The sequence below is a fragment of the Siminovitchia jepli genome (assembly GCF_047228825.1).
GTDB lineage: Bacteria > Bacillota > Bacilli > Bacillales > Bacillaceae_C > Siminovitchia.
The window spans coordinates 22,337-41,814 of record NZ_JBFEGN010000029.1 but is presented as its reverse complement, the minus strand read 5'-3'; the positions used below and the strand labels follow the sequence as shown (position 1 = coordinate 41,814).

General features: G+C 44.3%; 22 protein-coding genes. 3 read left to right on the top strand and 19 right to left on the bottom strand.

Going from position 1 to position 19,478, the window contains the following annotated elements; translation table 11 throughout:
• Positions 1-290: 290 nt before the first annotated feature.
• Both AB1L08_RS11525 and megL read right to left on the bottom strand, forming a co-directional pair.
• A complete protein-coding gene (locus tag AB1L08_RS11525; RefSeq protein WP_413064802.1) occupies positions 291-815 on the bottom strand; it encodes a YcxB family protein in 525 nt (174 codons plus the stop codon).
• A gap of 48 nt (positions 816-863) precedes the next feature.
• Positions 864-2,051: a methionine gamma-lyase gene (gene megL / locus AB1L08_RS11520; protein WP_413064801.1), complete on the bottom strand. Its 1,188-nt coding sequence runs from the start codon at positions 2,049-2,051 to the stop codon at positions 864-866.
• A 747-nt stretch (positions 2,052-2,798) separates the two neighbouring features.
• Here megL and AB1L08_RS11515 point away from each other — a divergent pair.
• A complete protein-coding gene (locus tag AB1L08_RS11515) occupies positions 2,799-3,875 on the top strand; it encodes a C40 family peptidase (RefSeq protein ID WP_413064800.1) in 1,077 nt (358 codons plus the stop codon).
• Positions 3,876-3,999: 124 nt separating this feature from the next.
• Entirely contained in the window at positions 4,000-5,526 is a 1,527-nt protein-coding gene (locus AB1L08_RS11510; protein ID WP_413064799.1) for an alkaline phosphatase, read from the top strand.
• A 346-nt stretch (positions 5,527-5,872) separates the two neighbouring features.
• Here the strand turns inward: AB1L08_RS11510 and AB1L08_RS11505 are convergent, their stop codons facing one another.
• Both AB1L08_RS11505 and AB1L08_RS11500 read right to left on the bottom strand, forming a co-directional pair.
• The gene (locus AB1L08_RS11505; protein ID WP_413064798.1) at positions 5,873-6,061 is read right to left on the bottom strand and encodes a hypothetical protein; all 189 of its coding nucleotides are present in this window, start codon (positions 6,059-6,061) and stop codon (positions 5,873-5,875) included.
• Positions 6,058-6,441, bottom strand: a complete 384-nt coding sequence (locus AB1L08_RS11500; protein ID WP_413064797.1) for a single-stranded DNA-binding protein — start codon at positions 6,439-6,441, stop codon at positions 6,058-6,060. The genes AB1L08_RS11505 and AB1L08_RS11500 overlap by 4 nt, the downstream gene beginning before the upstream one ends.
• A gap of 270 nt (positions 6,442-6,711) precedes the next feature.
• On the opposite strand from AB1L08_RS11500, the gene AB1L08_RS11495 reads away from it, so the two are divergent.
• A complete protein-coding gene (locus tag AB1L08_RS11495; RefSeq protein ID WP_413064796.1) occupies positions 6,712-7,149 on the top strand; it encodes a YwpF family protein in 438 nt (145 codons plus the stop codon).
• A gap of 26 nt (positions 7,150-7,175) precedes the next feature.
• Here AB1L08_RS11495 and AB1L08_RS11490 read toward each other — a convergent pair whose 3' ends face one another.
• From AB1L08_RS11490 to atpG, 15 genes are all read right to left on the bottom strand, one after another.
• Entirely contained in the window at positions 7,176-7,463 is a 288-nt protein-coding gene (locus AB1L08_RS11490) for a hypothetical protein (protein WP_413064795.1), read from the bottom strand.
• 184 nt (positions 7,464-7,647) lie between these two features.
• Complete coding sequence (fabZ, locus tag AB1L08_RS11485) at positions 7,648-8,073, bottom strand: 3-hydroxyacyl-ACP dehydratase FabZ (protein WP_413064794.1); 426 nt, start codon at positions 8,071-8,073, stop codon at positions 7,648-7,650.
• 53 nt (positions 8,074-8,126) lie between these two features.
• Positions 8,127-8,402 (bottom strand): DNA-directed RNA polymerase subunit beta, encoded by a 276-nt coding sequence (locus tag AB1L08_RS11480; protein ID WP_413064793.1) that lies wholly within the window; start codon positions 8,400-8,402, stop codon positions 8,127-8,129.
• 31 nt (positions 8,403-8,433) lie between these two features.
• Positions 8,434-9,264, bottom strand: a complete 831-nt coding sequence (locus AB1L08_RS11475) for a flagellar hook-basal body protein (protein WP_413064792.1) — start codon at positions 9,262-9,264, stop codon at positions 8,434-8,436.
• A 19-nt stretch (positions 9,265-9,283) separates the two neighbouring features.
• On the bottom strand, positions 9,284-10,063 hold the full coding sequence (locus AB1L08_RS11470; RefSeq protein ID WP_413064791.1) for a flagellar hook-basal body protein: 780 nt from the start codon (positions 10,061-10,063) through the stop codon (positions 9,284-9,286).
• Positions 10,064-10,078: 15 nt separating this feature from the next.
• Complete coding sequence (locus tag AB1L08_RS11465; RefSeq protein ID WP_413064790.1) at positions 10,079-11,080, bottom strand: rod shape-determining protein; 1,002 nt, start codon at positions 11,078-11,080, stop codon at positions 10,079-10,081.
• A 190-nt stretch (positions 11,081-11,270) separates the two neighbouring features.
• Positions 11,271-11,531, bottom strand: coding sequence for a sporulation transcriptional regulator SpoIIID (gene spoIIID, locus AB1L08_RS11460; protein ID WP_413064789.1), 261 nt, complete (start codon positions 11,529-11,531; stop codon positions 11,271-11,273).
• Between the two features lie 390 nt (positions 11,532-11,921).
• On the bottom strand, positions 11,922-12,734 hold the full coding sequence (gene spoIIQ, locus AB1L08_RS11455) for a stage II sporulation protein SpoIIQ (RefSeq protein WP_413064788.1): 813 nt from the start codon (positions 12,732-12,734) through the stop codon (positions 11,922-11,924).
• A gap of 167 nt (positions 12,735-12,901) precedes the next feature.
• The gene (spoIID, locus tag AB1L08_RS11450; protein WP_413064787.1) at positions 12,902-13,921 is read right to left on the bottom strand and encodes a stage II sporulation protein D; all 1,020 of its coding nucleotides are present in this window, start codon (positions 13,919-13,921) and stop codon (positions 12,902-12,904) included.
• A 171-nt stretch (positions 13,922-14,092) separates the two neighbouring features.
• Complete coding sequence (gene murA / locus AB1L08_RS11445) at positions 14,093-15,409, bottom strand: UDP-N-acetylglucosamine 1-carboxyvinyltransferase (protein WP_413064786.1); 1,317 nt, start codon at positions 15,407-15,409, stop codon at positions 14,093-14,095.
• A gap of 32 nt (positions 15,410-15,441) precedes the next feature.
• On the bottom strand, positions 15,442-16,164 hold the full coding sequence (locus AB1L08_RS11440; protein ID WP_413064785.1) for a YwmB family TATA-box binding protein: 723 nt from the start codon (positions 16,162-16,164) through the stop codon (positions 15,442-15,444).
• A gap of 173 nt (positions 16,165-16,337) precedes the next feature.
• Complete coding sequence (locus AB1L08_RS11435) at positions 16,338-16,577, bottom strand: DUF1146 family protein (protein WP_413064784.1); 240 nt, start codon at positions 16,575-16,577, stop codon at positions 16,338-16,340.
• 90 nt (positions 16,578-16,667) lie between these two features.
• Complete coding sequence (locus tag AB1L08_RS11430; RefSeq protein WP_413064783.1) at positions 16,668-17,069, bottom strand: F0F1 ATP synthase subunit epsilon; 402 nt, start codon at positions 17,067-17,069, stop codon at positions 16,668-16,670.
• A gap of 22 nt (positions 17,070-17,091) precedes the next feature.
• Positions 17,092-18,513, bottom strand: coding sequence for a F0F1 ATP synthase subunit beta (gene atpD / locus AB1L08_RS11425; RefSeq protein ID WP_413064782.1), 1,422 nt, complete (start codon positions 18,511-18,513; stop codon positions 17,092-17,094).
• Between the two features lie 48 nt (positions 18,514-18,561).
• Entirely contained in the window at positions 18,562-19,419 is an 858-nt protein-coding gene (atpG, locus tag AB1L08_RS11420) for an ATP synthase F1 subunit gamma (protein WP_413064781.1), read from the bottom strand.
• Positions 19,420-19,478 lie beyond the last annotated feature (59 nt).

Here is a 19,478-nt window from a genome sequence, read left to right as displayed (position 1 = left end):
CAGTGAATCAGGATTCCTTTTATTAAACAAAACAATTCAAATTTCTACATTTATTGATATGCGGAAGATGGGATGCAACATTCCTATGATTCTACAAAATGATTCAGATTTAACGGATACCAATTCGGCAAAAACAAGTGCTATATAGGCTTATTTAAAATCTGTGAAAAGCCCCTGGCAAGTCCGGTCCCGGGGCTTTTCATTTCTTAGTTAGTTTCATAATTAAATGTGCAAGCAGTCCCTAAAGCAACTGCTTATTTTTCAATTCAACTTACCGATTTACTAAAATATTATGAAAGCAAGCCTGCCGAACGGAGCACGTGTTTAAATTCCTCTTCACTGGATTTATCCGGAAAAGACCGTTTCGGAACAATGTATGCACCCACTGAGTTGAAAAACAAAAAATAGTAATGTTCGTTTTCTTCCACCCGGTCGATCCCGGACCAGTTTACTTTTCTTTCTTCTGCCTGGTTCTTCTCGATAAAGCCTTCCTCTGAGGCATGAAACTCGTGGGGGCCGAGCATATTGCTGTTATCCCCCTCATTCAATGCCCTGTTGACATTTCTCATCGTATACCAATAGAAAAATTTGGGATAAAACACAACCCACGCAGCGGAAAGAAGAAGGAATCCAAGAAACAGTTCAATCGGAAATTCTCCCGTTGTTATCCAAAGAGCGAAAGGCACGGCCAAAAAAATTACCGGCATCGGAAAACGCTGCATAAACAGCATTTTTCGGACCGTTGCAGAGTGTTTTATATAGTGAAGATTAAATGCGAGATAATCTTCCTTCGTCAATTCGTATTTAAGGTTCATCCCCTGTTCCCCTCTCATCCGCCAAACACGGCATAAACTGCCCTGATGTTATTCTATCCCATCAAGCGCCTGCTTCAAATCAGCCCAAATGTCTTCCCAGGCCTCCAAACCGACTGACAACCTGATCAGTGTATCTGAAATTCCCATCTTTTCCCGTTCTTCCTTCGGAATAACGGAATGGGTCATCGTTGCGGGATGCTGAATAAGCGTTTCTGTATCGCCCAGGCTTACAGCAAGCTTGATAAGCTGAACGCGGTTTAAAATCTCCTGTGCATCTTTTTTCGCACCTTTTACTTCAAAGCTGATCATGCCGCCTGGACGTCTCATCTGCTTTTTGGCCAATGCATGTTGTGGAAATTCTTCATCACCGGGATAAAACATTTTTCCGACTTTAGGGTGTGATTTTAATTTTTCGGCAATTTTTTCGGCATTGTCACAGTGGCGGTCCAATCTTACAGCCAGTGTTTTTAAACCGCGCAAGAGAAGCCACGCGTCAAATGGAGAAATAACCCCTCCGATATCTTTTCTGACAGACGCGGCCATTTCCGCCATCTCTGCCTTGTCAGCCCCGACAACCATTCCGGCGATGACATCCCCATGGCCGCCAATATATTTGGTGGCGCTGTGCACTACATAGTCACACCCCAGGGCCAGCGGTTGCTGCAAATACGGGGAGCAGAACGTATTGTCCACCACTACACGAATATCATGTTCCTTCGCTACTTTTGCAACCATCTCCAGATCAACCAGCTTCATGGTCGGATTAATCGGCGTTTCAACATAAATGACGGCCGTTTCATCACGAATGGCACTGCGCAGCGTTTCTTCATCATCCATATTGATTAAATCGTGGTCAATGCCATATTTTTGCTTTAAAAGCTGCAAAAGGCCGAACGTGCAGCCGTAAATACCGTCCGAGCATAATATGTGGTCATTGGATTTCGTTAAATGAAATAACACGGCGCTCACTGCAGCCATTCCTGAAGTAAAAGCGAGTGCGGCCCCCCCATTTTCCAACGCCGCCATTCTTTCTTCCAGTACCGTAATTGTCGGATTGCCAAGCCTTGAGTAAATATGGCCCTCCGATTCGCCGGCAAAACGGCTTTCCCCCTCTTCCGCCGACGGGAAAGAGAATGTCGACGTTTGGAATAAAGGCGGGGTCAGGCTGCCTGCATGATCTGACGGATGATACCCTGCGTGTATTACTTTTGTTTCAATACGGTTGTTTTTTTTCACTGTGAAAACCTCCTAACACTTCTCTATCTCATTTTATGATATAAACGCCTGTATGGAAAGAAGTTCATTTTGCCGTCTTGAAGGCAACGATAGGACGAAACCTTATGCAAATCCAAAACAAAGTTAGCTCCCCGGCATAGCCTTCCAACAAACTTCCCCGGATCATGAATGTAAGGCCGAAGTACTTTAAGTTCCATGCACTTTTGAAGGTTCAGATTTTTGCCTGTCAGGTTGAAGGTTTAGACATCGCCAAATCGTGTTAAACAGTAGGAAAGAAGAACAACGGTTATCATTTCGTTATGATAGGTCCTTCTTTCTTTTTTTCGGGAATTTTGCTCTGCGAAATATTTTATACTAACGATTTTTGACAAGCTCATTACAATAAAAAAGGGGATCCAACGCAAGTACTGCCTAATAGTAGGAAGTATCTATTAAACAACACTTCGCCACCGGTTTTCGTCCTGTTTGGTAATCCGTTTTTCCCATCATTTATTCAGAAAATACATATTCTCGTCTTCTTTCCAAATCAGGATAGTAAAAATGGTTTATCCACATTCATTTTTTACTGTAAAAAAATGGGTTCTGTATTAAATTCTTGTAACAAATAGTAGATTTTTCATGCATGATAGACTACTTATGATAAACTTGATGTTAATTAGTAGATCTTTAGGAGGGCTATTTAATGAGTAAAAAGTCTATTTTTACCTTATTTTGTAAAATTTCGACGGACTTTGGAGGGACTTTTGTATGAATAAAAGACTGGTAGGCGCTGCGACAGTAGCTATTATGGCGACTACTTTTGCCGGAAAAGCCTCTGCAGCAAGTTACGAGGTCAAAGCTGGGGACAGTCTTTGGAAAATAGCCAATCAATTTAAGGTGAGTGTACCCCGCCTGAAGGAAATGAATAATTTACATTCTGATATTATTTATCCAAAACAAGTATTAAATGTTGACGCATCCCCTAGCTCCGCCGCAGCAAAGAACGATACAAATACAGCTTCTTCAAACACGGGCCATTCAGCGCCAGGTTCAAACAGTACATATACAGTCAAGTCTGGAGATTACTTAATTAAAATAGCGAATATGTATAATATGTCCGTTGCACAATTGAAATCCTTAAACGGGCTCACTTCCGATCTGATCAGGGTCGGGCAGGTTTTAAAAGTTTCAGGAACAACGAATGGTTCATCTGGACAAGCTGCGCCGGCAACATCACCTGCACCCGCTTCCGGATCCGGCGGCAGCAACGGAAACAAAACGCCGGCAACATATAAAGTTGCAGCGGGAGATACACTAAGCAAGATCGCGGCACGTTATGGAACAACCGTGAATAACATCAAACAGTTGAACGGGCTCAGTTCTGACCTGATATTTGCGGGACAAACCCTGAAAGTAAGCGGTACCGCATCGGGAAACCGTTCGACAAACCAAGTCAGCCCGGTCTCATCCCAACCGGTCAAGTCTACCGGATCAAGCGTCATAAATACTGCAAAGAAATTAATCGGAACGAAATATGCCTGGGGCGGATCTTCACCTTCCGGTTTTGACTGCAGCGGATTCATATACTATGTATTTAAGCAAGCAGGCCATGGCATAATCCGGACAAGCGCAGAGGGGTATTATAATCGCTCTTATTATACAAACAAACCGCAGCCGGGAGATTTGGTCTTTTTCAAAAATACTTATAAAAAAGGAATATCCCATCTCGGCGTCTACCTTGGCGGCGGACAATTTATTCACGCTGGCAATAACGGTGTTGAAGTTTCCAGCTTGAGCAATTCTTATTGGAAGAGCAAGTTTGACAGCTATAAAAAATTATATTAATCATTTTCCGCAGCGCAAATTTGCGTTGCGGTTTTTGTTTTTGATTATTGCTGTTCCCTCCGCATAAAATGATGCACTGACCCGAATAATAAGACCTAAAACCCTATTGGGGAGTGAGCGGTAAATGGCAAAAAAAATACTTGCCCTCTTTCTGTTATTCGGGACACCTTTTTTGGCCCCTTGGAAAGGGGAAGAAAATCATTCCAACAGCCTGAAGAAAAATGTCATTTTTATGGTCATGGACGGTACAAACGCCGATGTGATCACATTGGCCAGGCATTACAAAGGAGCGCCGCTCGCACTTGATTCCATTTTAACAGGCGGCGTAAAGACATATTCCTCCCAATCTGCCATTACGGATTCGGCTGCAGCAGCGTCTGCGATGGCGACCGGCCATAAAACATTAAAGGATTACATCGGCATGGTGCCATATCAAGCTGCGGACGGAAAGAATAGAGGACGTCCAGTGGCTAACATAATGGAAGCGGCCAAGGCTAAAGGACTGGCAACCGGAATCGTGGCGACATCCCCTGTCCAGCACGCCACTCCCGCCGCTTTTTCATCCCACACGATGAGCCGCCATAACATGCATGAAATTGGCAAGCAGCAGGCACATCAAAATATTGACATCCTGCTGGGCGGCGGGAAACGGTATTCATCCGTCAATGAAGGCAGAGATGTCCAAATTGTCCGTACTAAATCCGAGTTGGATAAAGCAAAAGGAAAATCGCTCCATGGCTATTTCGCCGAAGAAGAAATGGCCTACGACATGGATCGGAAAAAATTGAAACCGGAACAACCATCCCTTGCAGATATGACAAAAAAGGCTTTAGGCATGCTATCCAGTCACCCAAAAGGCTTTTTTCTCTTTATCGAAGGCAGCAAAGTCGATTATGCCGGGCATAAAAACGATCCGGTCGGCATGATCAGCGAGGCGCTGGCTTTTGATGCAGCCGTAGAGGAGGCGCTGGCCTTTGCCAAAAAACATCCAAACACGCTTTTAATCGCCGTCGCCGACCATGGAAACAGCGGTTTGACGATGGGAAATAAGCAAACAGACCAAACATATGCTGAAACGCCTGCGGAAATGTTTGTAAACCCCCTCAAAAAAGCCTCATTAACGGTTACCGGGGCTGTTTCCCTGTTAAAAAAAGACCGATCCAATTTGGAAGAAGTTCTTCATCTTTACGGTTTGGATGGACTCGAACAAAGGAAAATCAGGAAAATCAGGGAAAGCAGGGATATTGAAAAAGAGCTTGTTAGCCTGATGGCGGAACGGGCCCACCTCGGATTCACTACCCGCGGTCACTCAGGGGAGGATGTATTTCTTTACTCGTTTGGTCCGAAGAAACCTGCAGGACTCATCAATAATACCGATCTTCCCACAAAAGTGGCGGCGCACCTGGAGCTTGACTCCCTTTCTGAATTAACGAACAAGCTCTTCATCCCTGCCAAAGATTATTACGAAAAAAGAGGATACGAAACGGAAAATAACATAAAAAGAGATAGCGACGCCGTATTTGTCGCCAAGAAAGGAAAAACCGTCATCGAATATCCTGCGAATGAAAATAAAAGAAAAGTAAATGGCCGTGAAGAAACATTGCCCGGTATCGTTGTTTTTAACGGGGACACGTTTTGGATTCCTAAATAAGAAAAGCGCAAGCTCCTGTTTATCGACGTACAGACTGGAGTGCCTCTGACGAGATAAAGGAAACACGGCGAGGAACGCAGGCGCAAGCGCGACGTTCCTGTCGCTTCGCCTGCACTAGCACGTCCTGTGCGGCGGCAGGCTCAGGCGGCGACGTCCTGTCGCTTCGCCTGCACTAGCACGTCCTGTGCGGCGAAGTTAGATACAGAAAAGTTTCTTTTGAAAAAAATTTTCTTAGCACGTTATGCTTTCTTGACTTGTAAAAAAAAAGACCAGCTCCATACTGGCCTGGCAAAATGGGGATATCCTGCGGGGAGTGATCTAGAAAGGATAAAATAATATTGTATTGTCATTCTTTCTTGAGGAAGATTTGTTGCTTGGAAAGAGAGGGGCGGCCGGGAAGATGTTCACCATGAAGAAGTTCAAGCTGGTATACCCGCTCGGTGAGAGAATGGATTTTTTCATTGGCTTTTCCCAGCATAAAAATGAGGTCACTAATGAGTTTTTCCAGCGATTGATATTTGGGGGTCTGTTTCAAGCATTCACCTCCCTGATCCCGAACGTTTCAGCAGGTGGCTTCGAGGGCTTCTCCTGTGGCGGCCTTCCGCCCATAAACTTGACGGAATCCGCAACTACTTCGGTAACATAAACTTTTTTTCCATCTTGGTTTTCATAATTTCTCGTTTGAATTTTACCGATTACACCGATGATGGACCCTTTACTGCAATATTTGGCGGTGTTTTCAGCAGTTTTGTTCCATAATGTGCAAAGGACAAAGTCTGCATCATATTCACCATTGGCATTTTTATAATGGCGGTTTAAAGCAAGCGTAATGTTGAGTACCGCCCTGCCCTCCATTGTATACCGCAGCTCGGGATCCTTGGTTAACCTGCCTACCAACGTTACCTGGTTTATCAATCCATCACTCCTTTCTGTATTTTCATACTTAGTATATAGGGACTAATGACCCATTGTAAAACGGGCAAAATTCACTTTTTTGCCAAAACGGCCCCCGAAAACTGAATGATCCTGAAATTACTGACGTTTTTCATAAAGCCTTGATTCCAAAAAATAAAAAGAGAACAAATTTGTTTTTTCATGAACAAAAAGGCCAAAATCGGCTCCAGCGATACAAAGACGCGACAAAATGTTATAATTTTATAAAAGAACGTATGGAGGAGACGCGGTTTGAAAACCTTTAAAATCGTTGCCCTGCAAATATTGGAAAAAAAGGAATCCAGGAATATTCCCCTTAAGGATGGTTTAATTGTCAATAAAGAAAACGACGATGGCAGCTGGGTCATTGAAGCGTTTGTCGATGCCCAATACAAACCGTATTTTGACTCATTGCGTGAAAATAACAGGCCGCTGGAGATACGGGTTATTATTACCCATGCAGCCAATGATCCGGCCCCTTTCACTGTAAAGATCCACAAAATTGTAGATATGAACGACCATATAAGCGTTTTGTTTACAGGGCGCCTGAGCAAAAGGCGAAACGAGTATTTGGAGCTGCTCCTCGACGATTTGATCAAGGAAGGCCTGGAGGGACAAGCACTGCTGGCCGAATTTAAAGCAAGAATGAGGATTGGCAAAAAGCCTTTGGGAACAACAAAATCAACATAAAAAAGCAGGGCATTGACCCCGCTTTTTTATTGATTGTCTTTATTGTTGTTCAGGTTCGGATCGTTATTCAGGTTATTATCTGCATCATTCATCCGGCCGTTGTCATCGAGGTTATTACCGTTGTTGTTCGTGCCGTTGTTACCGTTGTTGTTCGTGCCGTTATTGGTGTCATTCGTACCATTATTATCATCGACTACACCATTGTTGTTGTCGTTTGGAGGCGGCGGCTGCTGATCATTATTGTTTGCGCATCCGACCAGAAGCAAAGATGCCAAAGCAGCTCCTCCAATCAATTTTGTCACTTTCGGATTCATTTGGTAAGCTCCTTTTAGATTTATTAGTCCCGCTTTTTACGGGCAGATCGGCATTGCCGATTTTCCGTTTTCTGTTGGACCCTTTAGGCCTGACATTAGCTTTCCCAAATTCCCCAAAAATCTTCAAAAAAATTTACAAAAGGACTTTTTTGTAAAAGCATCCCTCCCACTCTCCATATAACCATTATTCTCCAAGAGCAAACATGATTTCCGTTTCACAAACGATTTCATTATTTACAGCAGCGACCCCTTTGCCTTTCCCGACCGTACCTTTGACGCGGATCATTTCCACTTCCAGCCTTAATTGGTCGCCCGGCTTTACTTGCCGTTTAAAGCGGCATTTGTCAATCCCGCCAAAAAAAGCAAGTTTTCCCCTGTTTTCCTCCTTTTTAAGCATCGCAACAGCACCCACCTGTGCCAGCGCTTCCACAATCAGTACTCCAGGCATAACAGGATAATGCGGGAAATGCCCATTAAAAAAGTCTTCATTTGCCGTTACATTTTTTATGCCAACAGCACGCTTCCCTTCTTCCACTTCAAGGATTTGGTCAACAAGCAAAAAAGGATAACGATGGGGAATAATTTCTTTAATTTGGTTGATATCAAGCATATTTTTGTTCCTCCTAAAAAATGTAATTGAAAAGGAAGGCTTCATGCCTTCCGTTAACGGTCTTTATTTACAAAATCAATAATATGGGTCCAAGTGGATTTTTTCAAGGCATCCTGGGGCTTACCATCACCAATGACGCTGTATCCGACGATAATGCCGGCAATTAAGCAGATAAAAAAGGAAAGGATGATGACGAGTGTCCGGAGCCAAATGGGAACAAGGCGGACCTTGATTTTTTTCGGGGAGCGTTCCTTTTCTTTTGCTTCATGCTGTTTTTCCTCTTTGCTGATCGTTTTGACTTCTTCTTCACTTACAAATTTGGCTGACATAGTAAAACCCCTTCTATCATCCGATAGCAAGTCACCGGATCCCATTTACAAGTCCTGTCATTTGATCGGCAATCGTCACAGATCTTGACTGAAATTGAATTGAGCGTTGGGCAGTCATTAAGTCGGTCATTTCTTTTCCAATATCAACATTGGATGACTCAAGGGCGGCCGGCTGGATTGAGATTTCATTGCTTCTTTCTCCATTTAATTCCGTATACAATGCTTCAGGATTTACATCCCCGGCCAATTCGTCCGGAATTCCAATCAGCGAACCGCCTTTTTGCTCCATAAACTGCGGGTTGGTTAACGAGATCACTCCCAACCGGAATCTCATTTGCTGTCCGTTTGCCAAACGGGCTTCAAACAAGCCCGGCTGGATCATGGACCATTGCTCAACTTTAGACGGAACAGTGATGGACTGATTGTTTTCCGTAAGAACGGGGTGCCCTTCTTTCGTAGTCAGGATGAATTCCCCGTTTTGAGCCAATTGAAAGCCAAGCTGGCCATTTCTTGTAAACTGGACGGAACCATTTTGGGCACGCACTTTTAAATATTGATTCTCTTTTGTAAAAGCCATATCAAACGGGCGCCCAGTTGTTTTTAGAGACCCCTGCGCAACAATCATCGCCGCTTGCGATAATCTGGCGCCGACTGATTGACGAATCCCGAAGGCAGATGTTCTTCCCGCTTCCTCTGCCGTGTTTGGCTGATTATTGATTTGCTGGGCGATTAGGTCGGCAAAAGACGCTTCTCTTTTTTTATAACCGTTCGTCTCTGAATTGGCGATGTTATGACTGATCAAATCAATTTGTTTTTGCAGTTGGTTTAATGTGTTTACTGCCGTGATCATTGTCCTGTTCACTGTTCGTTCACCCTCTTATTTATCCATTGAGCCTTCCGATTTCATTGACTGCCTTGTCCAGGCTCTTGTCATACGCTTGCAGCACTTTTTGGTTTGCTTCAAAAGCCCGATAGGAGGCAAGCATGTCTGTCATGGATCTTGCAAGGTCGACATTTGATCCTTCTATAAAGCCTTGTGAAATCTCATAGGTTCCGTTTTCTGCCATGGGCAGGAGCGCACCGTTTTCTGTCCTGTACAATCCGTCTCCCTCTTTAAGAAGAGTGTCCGGATTTTCTGAAACAGCAAGCCGCAGCCGGGCTCCCTGAACACCGTTTTCAATAATGCGGCCTTCACCGTCTACGTGAAATTGGCTGCTGTTGACGCGAATCCGGTTTGAGTTTTCATCCAGGACATAATAACCGCTTTCCGTCGTTAAAAAACCGGATGGGTCAACCGTAAAACGGCCATTTCTTGTATATTTCACCTGGCCATTTTGCTCGATTGAAAACAGCACAGCCCCATTCCCGCGGTCCGATACAGCCAAATCCGTTGGACGGTCTGTCTGCCGCAAATCCCCCTGTATAAACCGGGGAATGACTTCCTGAACATATACTCCCGTATGTAAAGAGCCTATCCGCCGGCTCTGAATCATTCCCGATGGATCCATCCGGTCCAACAGCATTTCCGGAAAAGCACGGGAGTACGCCTGATCTGCTTTATAGCCGGGTGTTTGCGCGTTTGCCATATTGTTTGACAACATTTCGGTCTTCCGCTGTGAAGCATACATGCCCGATACAGCAGTATAAAGGCCTCTTAACATAAATGCGCCTCCTTGTTAAACGAAATTTCTCCTGGCAATCCGGTCCATGTTTTCAAGCATGATTCCCGTACCTGTCGCAACAGCATCCATCGGCTGTTCTGCGATCAGAACCGGAACTCGAAGTTCTTCGGCAAGCAATTGGTCGATTCCGTGGAGAAGGGCACCGCCTCCAGTCAGGATGACGCCCCTGTCGATGATGTCTGCAGACAATTCGGGCGGCGTTTTTTCCAGCACATTTTTGGCTGCCTGAACAATGACATCCACCGACTCTTTTAATGCACATTCGATTTCGCCGGAACTTACCGTAATGGTCCTCGGCAGCCCGGTTACCATATCACGGCCGCGTATTTCCATTTTTTCATCCCTGGAACCCGAAAATACGGTTCCAATCTCCACTTTGATGTTTTCGGCGGTTCTTTCACCAATCAGGAGCTTGTACTCTTTTTTAATATAATTCAAAATATCGTTATCAAAATTGTCTCCGGCCATTTTGATCGAAGCGGATGTAACAATATCACCCATGGAAAGCACAGCCACATCCGTTGTTCCTCCGCCGATGTCAATGACCATATTGCCGCTTGGCTGGAAAATATCCATGCCGGCTCCGATCGCGGCCACCTTTGGTTCTTCTTCCAAATACACTTTTTTCCCGCCGCTTTTTTCAGCAGCTTCCCTGATGGCTTTTTGTTCGACACTTGTAATATTCGTCGGGCAGCAAATCAGAATACGCGGCTTGGATAAAAAGCCCTTGACGTTTAATTTATTGATAAAGTGCTTGAGCATGGTCTCCGTAACATCAAAATCGGCAATGACCCCATCCTTCAGGGGGCGGATCGCAACGATGTTTCCTGGAGTCCGGCCAACCATGCGCCTCGCTTCTTCCCCCACCGCGAGCACCCTGTTCGTATTGCGGTCTATGGCCACTACAGACGGTTCATTCAATACGATGCCTTGTCCTTTTACATGTATTAAAACGTTTGCCGTCCCCAAGTCAATGCCGATATCTTTTGCAAACATTCAAATCCCTACTTTCATTTAAATAAAAAATGATATATGTATTTCGTCCCATGTTAGATTTCCCTAATGCAATATTCTATCATACCTTTGCAATTAAAAGGAGATCGTTTATAAAAAAACTTGACAAAATTGCCGTTTTTTCCACATGAAATGACAAATGTAAAGAAGAAGGCCATTGCCTTCCTCGCCATTATTTTTGCAATTCAGCTTTTTTATATTTCTGCTTCGTCGCTTCTCCCCCTCGTAAATGCCTGATTGATTTATGATACTCCAATATACTTTTTACTTGACCGGCCAATTCCGGATTAATTTCCGGCAGCCGCTCGGTTAAATCTTTGTGGACAGTACTTTTGGATACGCCAAACTCCTTCGCAATCATGCGAACTGTTTTTCTCGTCTCCACGATATACCTTCCAATCTTGATTGTTCGCTCTTTGATGTAATCGTGCACACCACTCGCCCTCCCTGAATTGGATGTGAGGAGTGTGAAATGAGACTCGTTTTATAAAAGGTACTGGGTCTGCTTTTTCGAAAAACCGTCGTTTTCCAAAGCATACTGCTCGGCTGGAAAATTATTTTTTACAAGAAAATCACTTTTTACGGAGAATAAACAAATATTTAACTGAATGTGGGATCCATGTTAACGATTGCTCACCTCAAGCACTCTCTATTTTTTGTTGGTGTTTGTATCATCTTATTTGTCCTGTGAACGATATATGCCCGAAAAAGCCAATAAGGACAAGGGTAGGAATAAATCCATTGCAGAAACAAGCTGGCTGCAGGCACTCTTGGGCAAAATAAAAAAGACAAGCGAATCAGCTTGCCCAATATCTTGAGTTTATTATTCTTCAGTTTCTTTTTTTTCAGGTTGTAATTCTTTTCCGGTTTCCGTTTGTTCCTGTTCTGAATCGCCGGTGCCTTCTTCAACTTCATTATTTGTTTCACCGGACGTGTCAGCCGGTTTTTCGACTTTTTCAAAAGCGGTAAATGGCTGTCCAAAGAAATCAATCGGGTTCAGTGCTGTATTGTCTTTTCTAATTTCGAAGTGGACATGAGTTTTCGCCTCTTTGTTAAATTGGCTTGTTCCCGAAGTCGCGAGGACATCTCCTTGTTTAACATGTTCTCCCGTCTTCACTTTCATGTCTTTTACAGACTGGTAAATGGTTTTAATGCCATTTTCATGCTCAATTTCAATGACATTGCCAAGCAGGGGGTCTTGTCGCGCGGAGTCGACTTTCCCGCTGAGTGATGCAACTACTTCAAATTCCGACCCATCTTTCATGGCAATATCGACACCCATGTTGGGACGATATGTGCTTCCATCAACGATGAGGGCGGCTTCTTTCTCTTCCGTGGATGCTTTTGTATCGAAAAATTGCGTGACAATGTTGGCTTCATCTTCATTTTTGACAGGCATTGCGACATTTTCAAAAGCCTGATTCACCTCAACGACTGAATCCTCGCCTGACATCCCCGTTAAATTCTTGCTGTTTTTTGTCAAGTTTTGATCGTCCGCTGTATTTTTACCTGCGGATTGGTACCAAAACAGCATCGAAATGAGCAATGCAGCACTTGCAAGATAAATGGCCGGAAACACCCACCGCTTTTTAAAAAAGTTTTTTAGAGAAGATCGTTTCTTTTCTTCCTCTCTCATTTTCATCACCTCTGCCATCATTGTGAACAAAAAGGCAGAATTATATACTTAAAAACGAGAAATTAACATCTTATTTTTCCGAAACGCCAAAAATTTATTCATCCATTGAAGAAAGCTTTTTTTAAAGTTAGAAAAAAATGCCGGCCCCCTGATGAGGCCGGTTTTTTTTATTGGCTGCTTGCCATGATTTTATCATACTGCCGGACACTGGAAATCGAGATTCCCTGATAATAGTGCCGGACAATGTCCTCATAGTTTTTTCCTTCTTTTGCCATTCCATTGGCGCCGTATTGGCTCATCCCGACACCATGCCCATACCCTTTTGTTGATACAATAATGGTGTCCCCTTTCCTTTCCCAGCTGAAATCCGTTGATTGAAGACCGAGTTTTTCGCGAATTTCTCTGCCTGTGAAAGTTTTTCCGGCGATGGACACTTTCGCCACTTTTTTTCCCGAAGTACGTTTTGTAATTGTTCCAATGTCATTGCTGTTTTCAAGATTGATGTTCAGCTTTTGTTGAAACTCTTTAATACCAAATACTTTTCTGTCCTGAAATTTTGGGGAATGAGCGTCCCATGGACTTTCAACGCTTTTTAAATAAGGAACGGGACTGCTCCAATATTCTTCCGCATTTTCGGTGTAACCGTTGCTCGTTGAAAAAAAGGAGGCATTAATCGGTTTTCCGTTATACGTTAGTATTTCTCCTTTTGTCGCTTCAACTGCTTCTTTAATCTTTTTCATCTTCCAATCGTAATCCTTGCCCCAAAGCAGTTGCAGCTCTTGCTTGTTTTTAAATACCTGATGGTTTACGGTATCAGAAACATCGGCATCATGCGGTACATGATCATCTTTTGAATGTAGAAGATGATTGACAATGTATGTTCTTGCGGTCAAAGCTTGCGCTTTTAAGGCCTCTTCTTCAAACTCCGCCGGCATTTCCGATGCGACAACTCCTTCAACATACTCTTCGAGCTGGATTTTTTCCACTTTATTCGTTGCTGTGCGAAAAACGGCCACTTCGGCAGCCGGCTGGGCCTTATCGTGGCGCACCTCGGGGGAGCCTGCTTCTTCACCCAATTGGGCCCCCGCTCTTTCACTGGAAAAAGGCAAGACGAGTAAGGACGGAATAAGAAAAGAAACGGCAAATAAAAGAATGGAAATGGCTAAAACGGTTTTCAATGGTTTCATGCCTGATGCCTCCAATATGAAATTAGAGCGGTCCGGATTCCGACCGCCTTGATTCAATTTATTCAAGAGGACAAGCATTTATGCTCATTATGGCAAAAGGCAAACCATCGTCGAGGTTTGCCTTTTGCAAATTTATACCCACCCGGCTTCTGGCCCCTGACTTGGATTTGTCTAGGAGTTTAAGCTTATGTCTGTTTTGAAGCTTTGCTCTTCCAATCCAAACTCATCGGTTTCAACTTGTACCCGTTCAATATCCGCTCCAAGCATCTGGAGCTTTTTATGAAAATCCAAATAACCGCGGTCAAGATGTTTTAATTCTGTTACACGTGTATAGCCCTCGGCCCTGAGTCCGGCAATGATGAGTGCGGCAGCGGCCCGCAGGTCTGTTGCTGCCACTTCTGCCCCTTGCAGGTTGCTCGGCCCTTCAATGATGACCGAACGGCCTTCGATCTTAATGTTGCTGTTCATTCTCCGGAATTCTTCCACATGCATAAATCGGTTTTCAAAAACGGTTTCGGTAATGACACTTGTACCCTCTGCACAGAGTAAGAGTGCCATCATTTGGGATTGCATGTCTGTCGGAAAACCGGGATAAGGCATCGTTTTGACGTCAACGGCCTTTAGTTTTTCCGGGCCTATGACCCTCAGTCCGTCTTTTTCTTCAATAATTTCAACGTTCATTTCTTCGAGTTTTGAGACGAGCGAAGCAAGATGCTCGGGTACGGCACCGTGTACAAAGATATTGCCTCCGGTAATTGCCCCGGCCACCATGAAGGTCCCGGCCTCGATTCGATCCGGAATGATCGTATGGTCGGCTCCATAAAGCCTTTCGACCCCTTCGATTTTTATCGTGGCTGTACCTGCTCCTTTTACGACGCCTCCCATTTTGTTTAAGTAATTGGCGAGATCGACAATTTCAGGCTCCTTCGCACAATTTTCAATAATTGTTGTACCTTTGGCCAATACTGCAGCCATCATGATATTTTGTGTTGCGCCGACACTTGGAAAGTCCAAGTAAATCTTTGCGCCTTTTAGTTGCCTTGCCGATGCTTCAATGTAGCCATTTCCCACTTCAACAGAAGCCCCCATTGCTTCAAATCCTTTTAAATGGAGATTGATCGGGCGTGAACCAATTGCACAGCCGCCCGGAAGTGCAACCCGCGCTTTGCCTTGTCTTGCCAGGAGCGGACCCATAACAAGAACGGAAGCCCTCATTTTGCGAACATATTCAAAAGGCGCTTCATTTTTCAATTCATTCGAAGCATTAACATATACTGTTTTATTCTCAAAATATACGTTTGCATTTAAATGACGCAACACTTCACCAATTGTAAATACATCGGAGAGAGTTGGTACATTTCGTATAATGCTTTTTCCTTCGCTAGCCAATAGGGATGCAGCGATTACAGGCAATACAGCGTTTTTGGCACCTTCAACAACTACGGTGCCGCTGAGCCTTTTCCCGCCGCGGACGATGATTTTTTCCAAAAGTATTCCCCTCCGCGTCCATTTTCTTAATATTAATATTCATTTGTTAAGATGGGTGTGCCTATCACGAAGGATGTGCGTCCCGTCCTGTTCTTTCGCAATCCAAGCTGTAAATTCATTTTTTGTTCAGTTAAAGAAATCGATTGTGAAAAAAGAGAGGAGTAAGCAGAAATGGAGTAAAAGCCCTTTTCTTTAAGCGCCTCTTTTTCCTCCGCTTGGAAAAATCGCAATAAGTCATTTGTCAAATTTCCGTCATCTTCATTGAATACGCCTTTGATACAAGAGAAAACGAGCATATTGCCTTTAAACAATCGGTCTATTCTGGATTGGAGGATTTCCCCGCTTTTCCTGGATATGCGGGAATTCCACGTTTCCCCCGTCATTTCGTATGATAGATAAGCTGGACCTCCGTCTTTTTCCATGGTGACTACTTTGATCGTTTCAAGAAAGTGATCATGTTCCAAACGCGCCGTCACGTTGTCTTTATCGTTGCTTGAAGAAACAGTCCAAACCCATTCGGGAAACTGGCTTTTCAAGTTATGTATGAACTGATCCTTCTCTGAAAGATCAATCGTTTCTCTTGTATATAGAGACCATTCAATGATCGTCCCGGATTTATGGGAAATTCCGCGTACCAATTGATCCATGTCCGAGTCCCGGAGATTGGCCGCATTGGTGTTATTCCCAATTAAAGAGGCAATCAAACTGATCATAACCATTATTTGCAAAAAAATAAAGAGATGTTTTTTTCTCATCGTATTTTCCCCCTTGGTACAAGTGTTGCCGCCAAGAGAGATGTCATACTGAGAGAAAAACAACAAAATAAGACAAACGCAAATTCTATTATACCTTATTTCGACACCATTCTTCACCTGATTCAAATCATAACAACAAATTGTCAATAATAAATGGGTAATTAGAACTATATTTATAAAAGATATTGAAGTTGTCTGGACCAGTTGAGGTAATCAAGAAAAAAATTGCTCACGGAAGAACCGATGGCAATTGTTAATATAATATATAACAATCTTGCCTGAAAGACACGGTTTGCACTAAGCAATTTATCAAAATGGAGTGCTTGCAATGCCCAAAAAGTAATGCCAATAAATACAAGGTGAGAAATGATGCTTACGAGGGCCTGCTGTCCAATTTCCAGTCCGTCGATCATGAAACCCTCCTCCTTGTCATGTAACAGAATGTTCACCACAACACCTTCCGATCTCATGACCAGAAGGTGTTGGGGTGATGTAGTCTGTTTTTATCTATTCTGATACACTTCTATTCGATTCATGGCACGTCTAAGCGCAAGTTGTGCCCGCTTAAAGTCTATATCGTCCCGCTTTGCCTCTAAATATTGCTCCGCTCTGGCTTTGGCAGCCTGGGCACGTGCGATATCTATGTTTTCGGCTATTTCTGCGGATTGGGCAAGAATTGTCACTTTTTCCGGGCGAACTTCCAAAAAGCCGCCGCTGACTGCAACATATTCGGTTTTCCCTGCTTTTTTCAAACGGACTGCACCAATTTCAAGTGGTGCCACAAAAGGAATATGGCCTGGCAGAATTCCAAGCTCACCGGTTTCGGCTTTCGTACTGACCATTTCCACTTCGGATTCATAAACGGGGCCGTCCGGAGTGACAATGCTAACTTTTAAAACATTCATATGATCGCCTCCTCGTCCCTCGTTATACTTCGACGCCCATTTCCTCGGCTTTTTTCACCGCATCTTCGATCGGTCCGACGAGACGGAATGCATCTTCTGGAAGATGATCATATTTCCCTTCAAGGATTTCTTTAAAGCCCCGGACGGTTTCTTTTACAGGAACATAGGAGCCTGGCTGTCCTGTAAACTGTTCAGCCACATGGAAGTTTTGGGACAAGAAGAATTGAATCCGGCGGGCACGGCTAACGACCAATTTGTCCTCATCGGATAGTTCATCCATACCGAGGATCGCAATAATATCCTGTAATTCTCTATACCTTTGAAGTGTTTGCTGTACTTTACGCGCAACTTCGTAATGCTCCTCCCCTACAATTTCAGGAGATAGAGCCCTGGATGTAGATGCCAGCGGATCGACCGCAGGATAAATTCCCATCTCGGACAATTTACGCTCCAGGTTTGTCGTTGCATCCAAGTGGGCAAACGTTGTTGCCGGAGCAGGGTCAGTGTAGTCATCCGCAGGTACATAAATAGCCTGGATGGATGTTACGGATCCCACGTTTGTTGAAGTAATACGTTCTTGCAGCTGGCCCATTTCCGTGGCAAGTGTAGGCTGGTAGCCAACCGCTGAAGGCATCCGGCCAAGAAGGGCGGAAACTTCAGAACCTGCCTGTGTAAAGCGGAAAATATTGTCGATAAAGAACAGAACGTCCTGTCCTTGTTCATCACGGAAGTATTCAGCCATTGTAAGACCCGTCAGGGCAACGCGCATACGTGCTCCCGGAGGCTCATTCATTTGCCCGAATACCATTGCTGTTTTCTCGATAACGCCTGAATCTTTCATCTCAAAGTAAAGGTCGTTTCCTTCACGCGTACGCTCCCCAACGCCGGCGAAAACCGAGATCCCTCCGTGTTCTTGGGCGATGTTGTTAATCAATTCCTGGATCAAAACGGTTTTACCTACACCCGCTCCCCCAAAGAGGCCGATTTTTCCACCTTTAATATATGGGGCAAGCAAGTCGACAACTTTTATGCCCGTTTCCAAAATTTCTACCTCTGTGGAAAGCTGTTCGAATTTTGGAGCGCCGCGATGAATGGAATCGCGTCTTGCGCCGGGATCAATCTCTTCGTTCAGGTCAATGGGTTCACCCAAAACGTTGAAGACACGTCCGAGTGTAACGTCCCCTACGGGGACGGAAATGGGAGCACCTGTATCAATGACTTCCATGCCCCGTTGAACGCCGTCGGTAGATGCCATGGCGATTGTACGAACTGTATCGTCACCAAGATGAAGGGCGACTTCCAGCGTCAGGTCAATATTTACTTCTGTGTCTGATTTTGCATTGTATTTTACTTTTAACGCATTGTAAATTTCAGGGAGATGGCCGTCGGCAAATTTCACGTCGACAACCGGTCCCGTCACTTGCAGAACCTGTCCTTTGTTCATTACTTCCCCTCCTACCTGGGTTGTGATGTTATTTAAAAGCCGTTCCCATTATTCAAGTGCTGCCGCACCGCCGACAATTTCAGTAATTTCCTGGGTGATCGCAGCCTGGCGGGCACGGTTATAGGTTAAAGTAAGACTGTCTATCAATTCGGCCGCATTGTCCGTTGCACTCTTCATTGCAGTCATACGGGCTGCATGCTCACTTGCTTTTCCGTCAAGAAGTGCACCGTATATCAAACTTTCCGCATACTGTGGCAATAACACTTCCAATATCGCTTCTGCAGAAGGTTCATATTCATAGGACATTAACTTTGTTGCAGATCCCAAGTCCGTAAGAGGCAATACTTTTTTCTCGGTCACTTCGTGGTTCAGCGCACTGACAAAGTGATTGTAGTACATATATAATTCATCAAACGTACCGTCCGAGAACATGGCCACTGTACTTCTTGTAATCCCCATAATGTCCGCAAATGAAGGCTGATCAGGAAGCCCTGTAATTTCAGATACGACGTTCATTTTCCTTTTCAGGAAAAAGTCCCGCCCCATTCGGCCAACCGCGATGATGGCATATTCGTCATTGCTTTTATGTCTTTCCTGGATTTTGGAATGCACCGCCCGCAAAATGCTGCTGTTATAGGGACCGGCCAGGCCGCGGTCGGCTGTAATGACCAAATATCCGGTTTTTTTAACGGGCCGGGATTCGAGCATTGGGTGCCTGATGTCCTTGCTTCCGAGAGCGATACTGGCTGCGACCTCCTGGATTTTCTCCATGTAAGGAACAAACGATTTCGCATTGGTTTCGGCACGGTTCAACTTGGCCGCTGAGACCATTTCCATCGCCTTTGTTATTTGGCTCGTTTTTTTCGTTGAATTAATACGGGATTGGATATCACGTAATGATGCCACTTGTTTCACCACCCTGCCTGTTTAATTCTTGAAAGTGCGGACGCCGGCAGCTTTTAAGT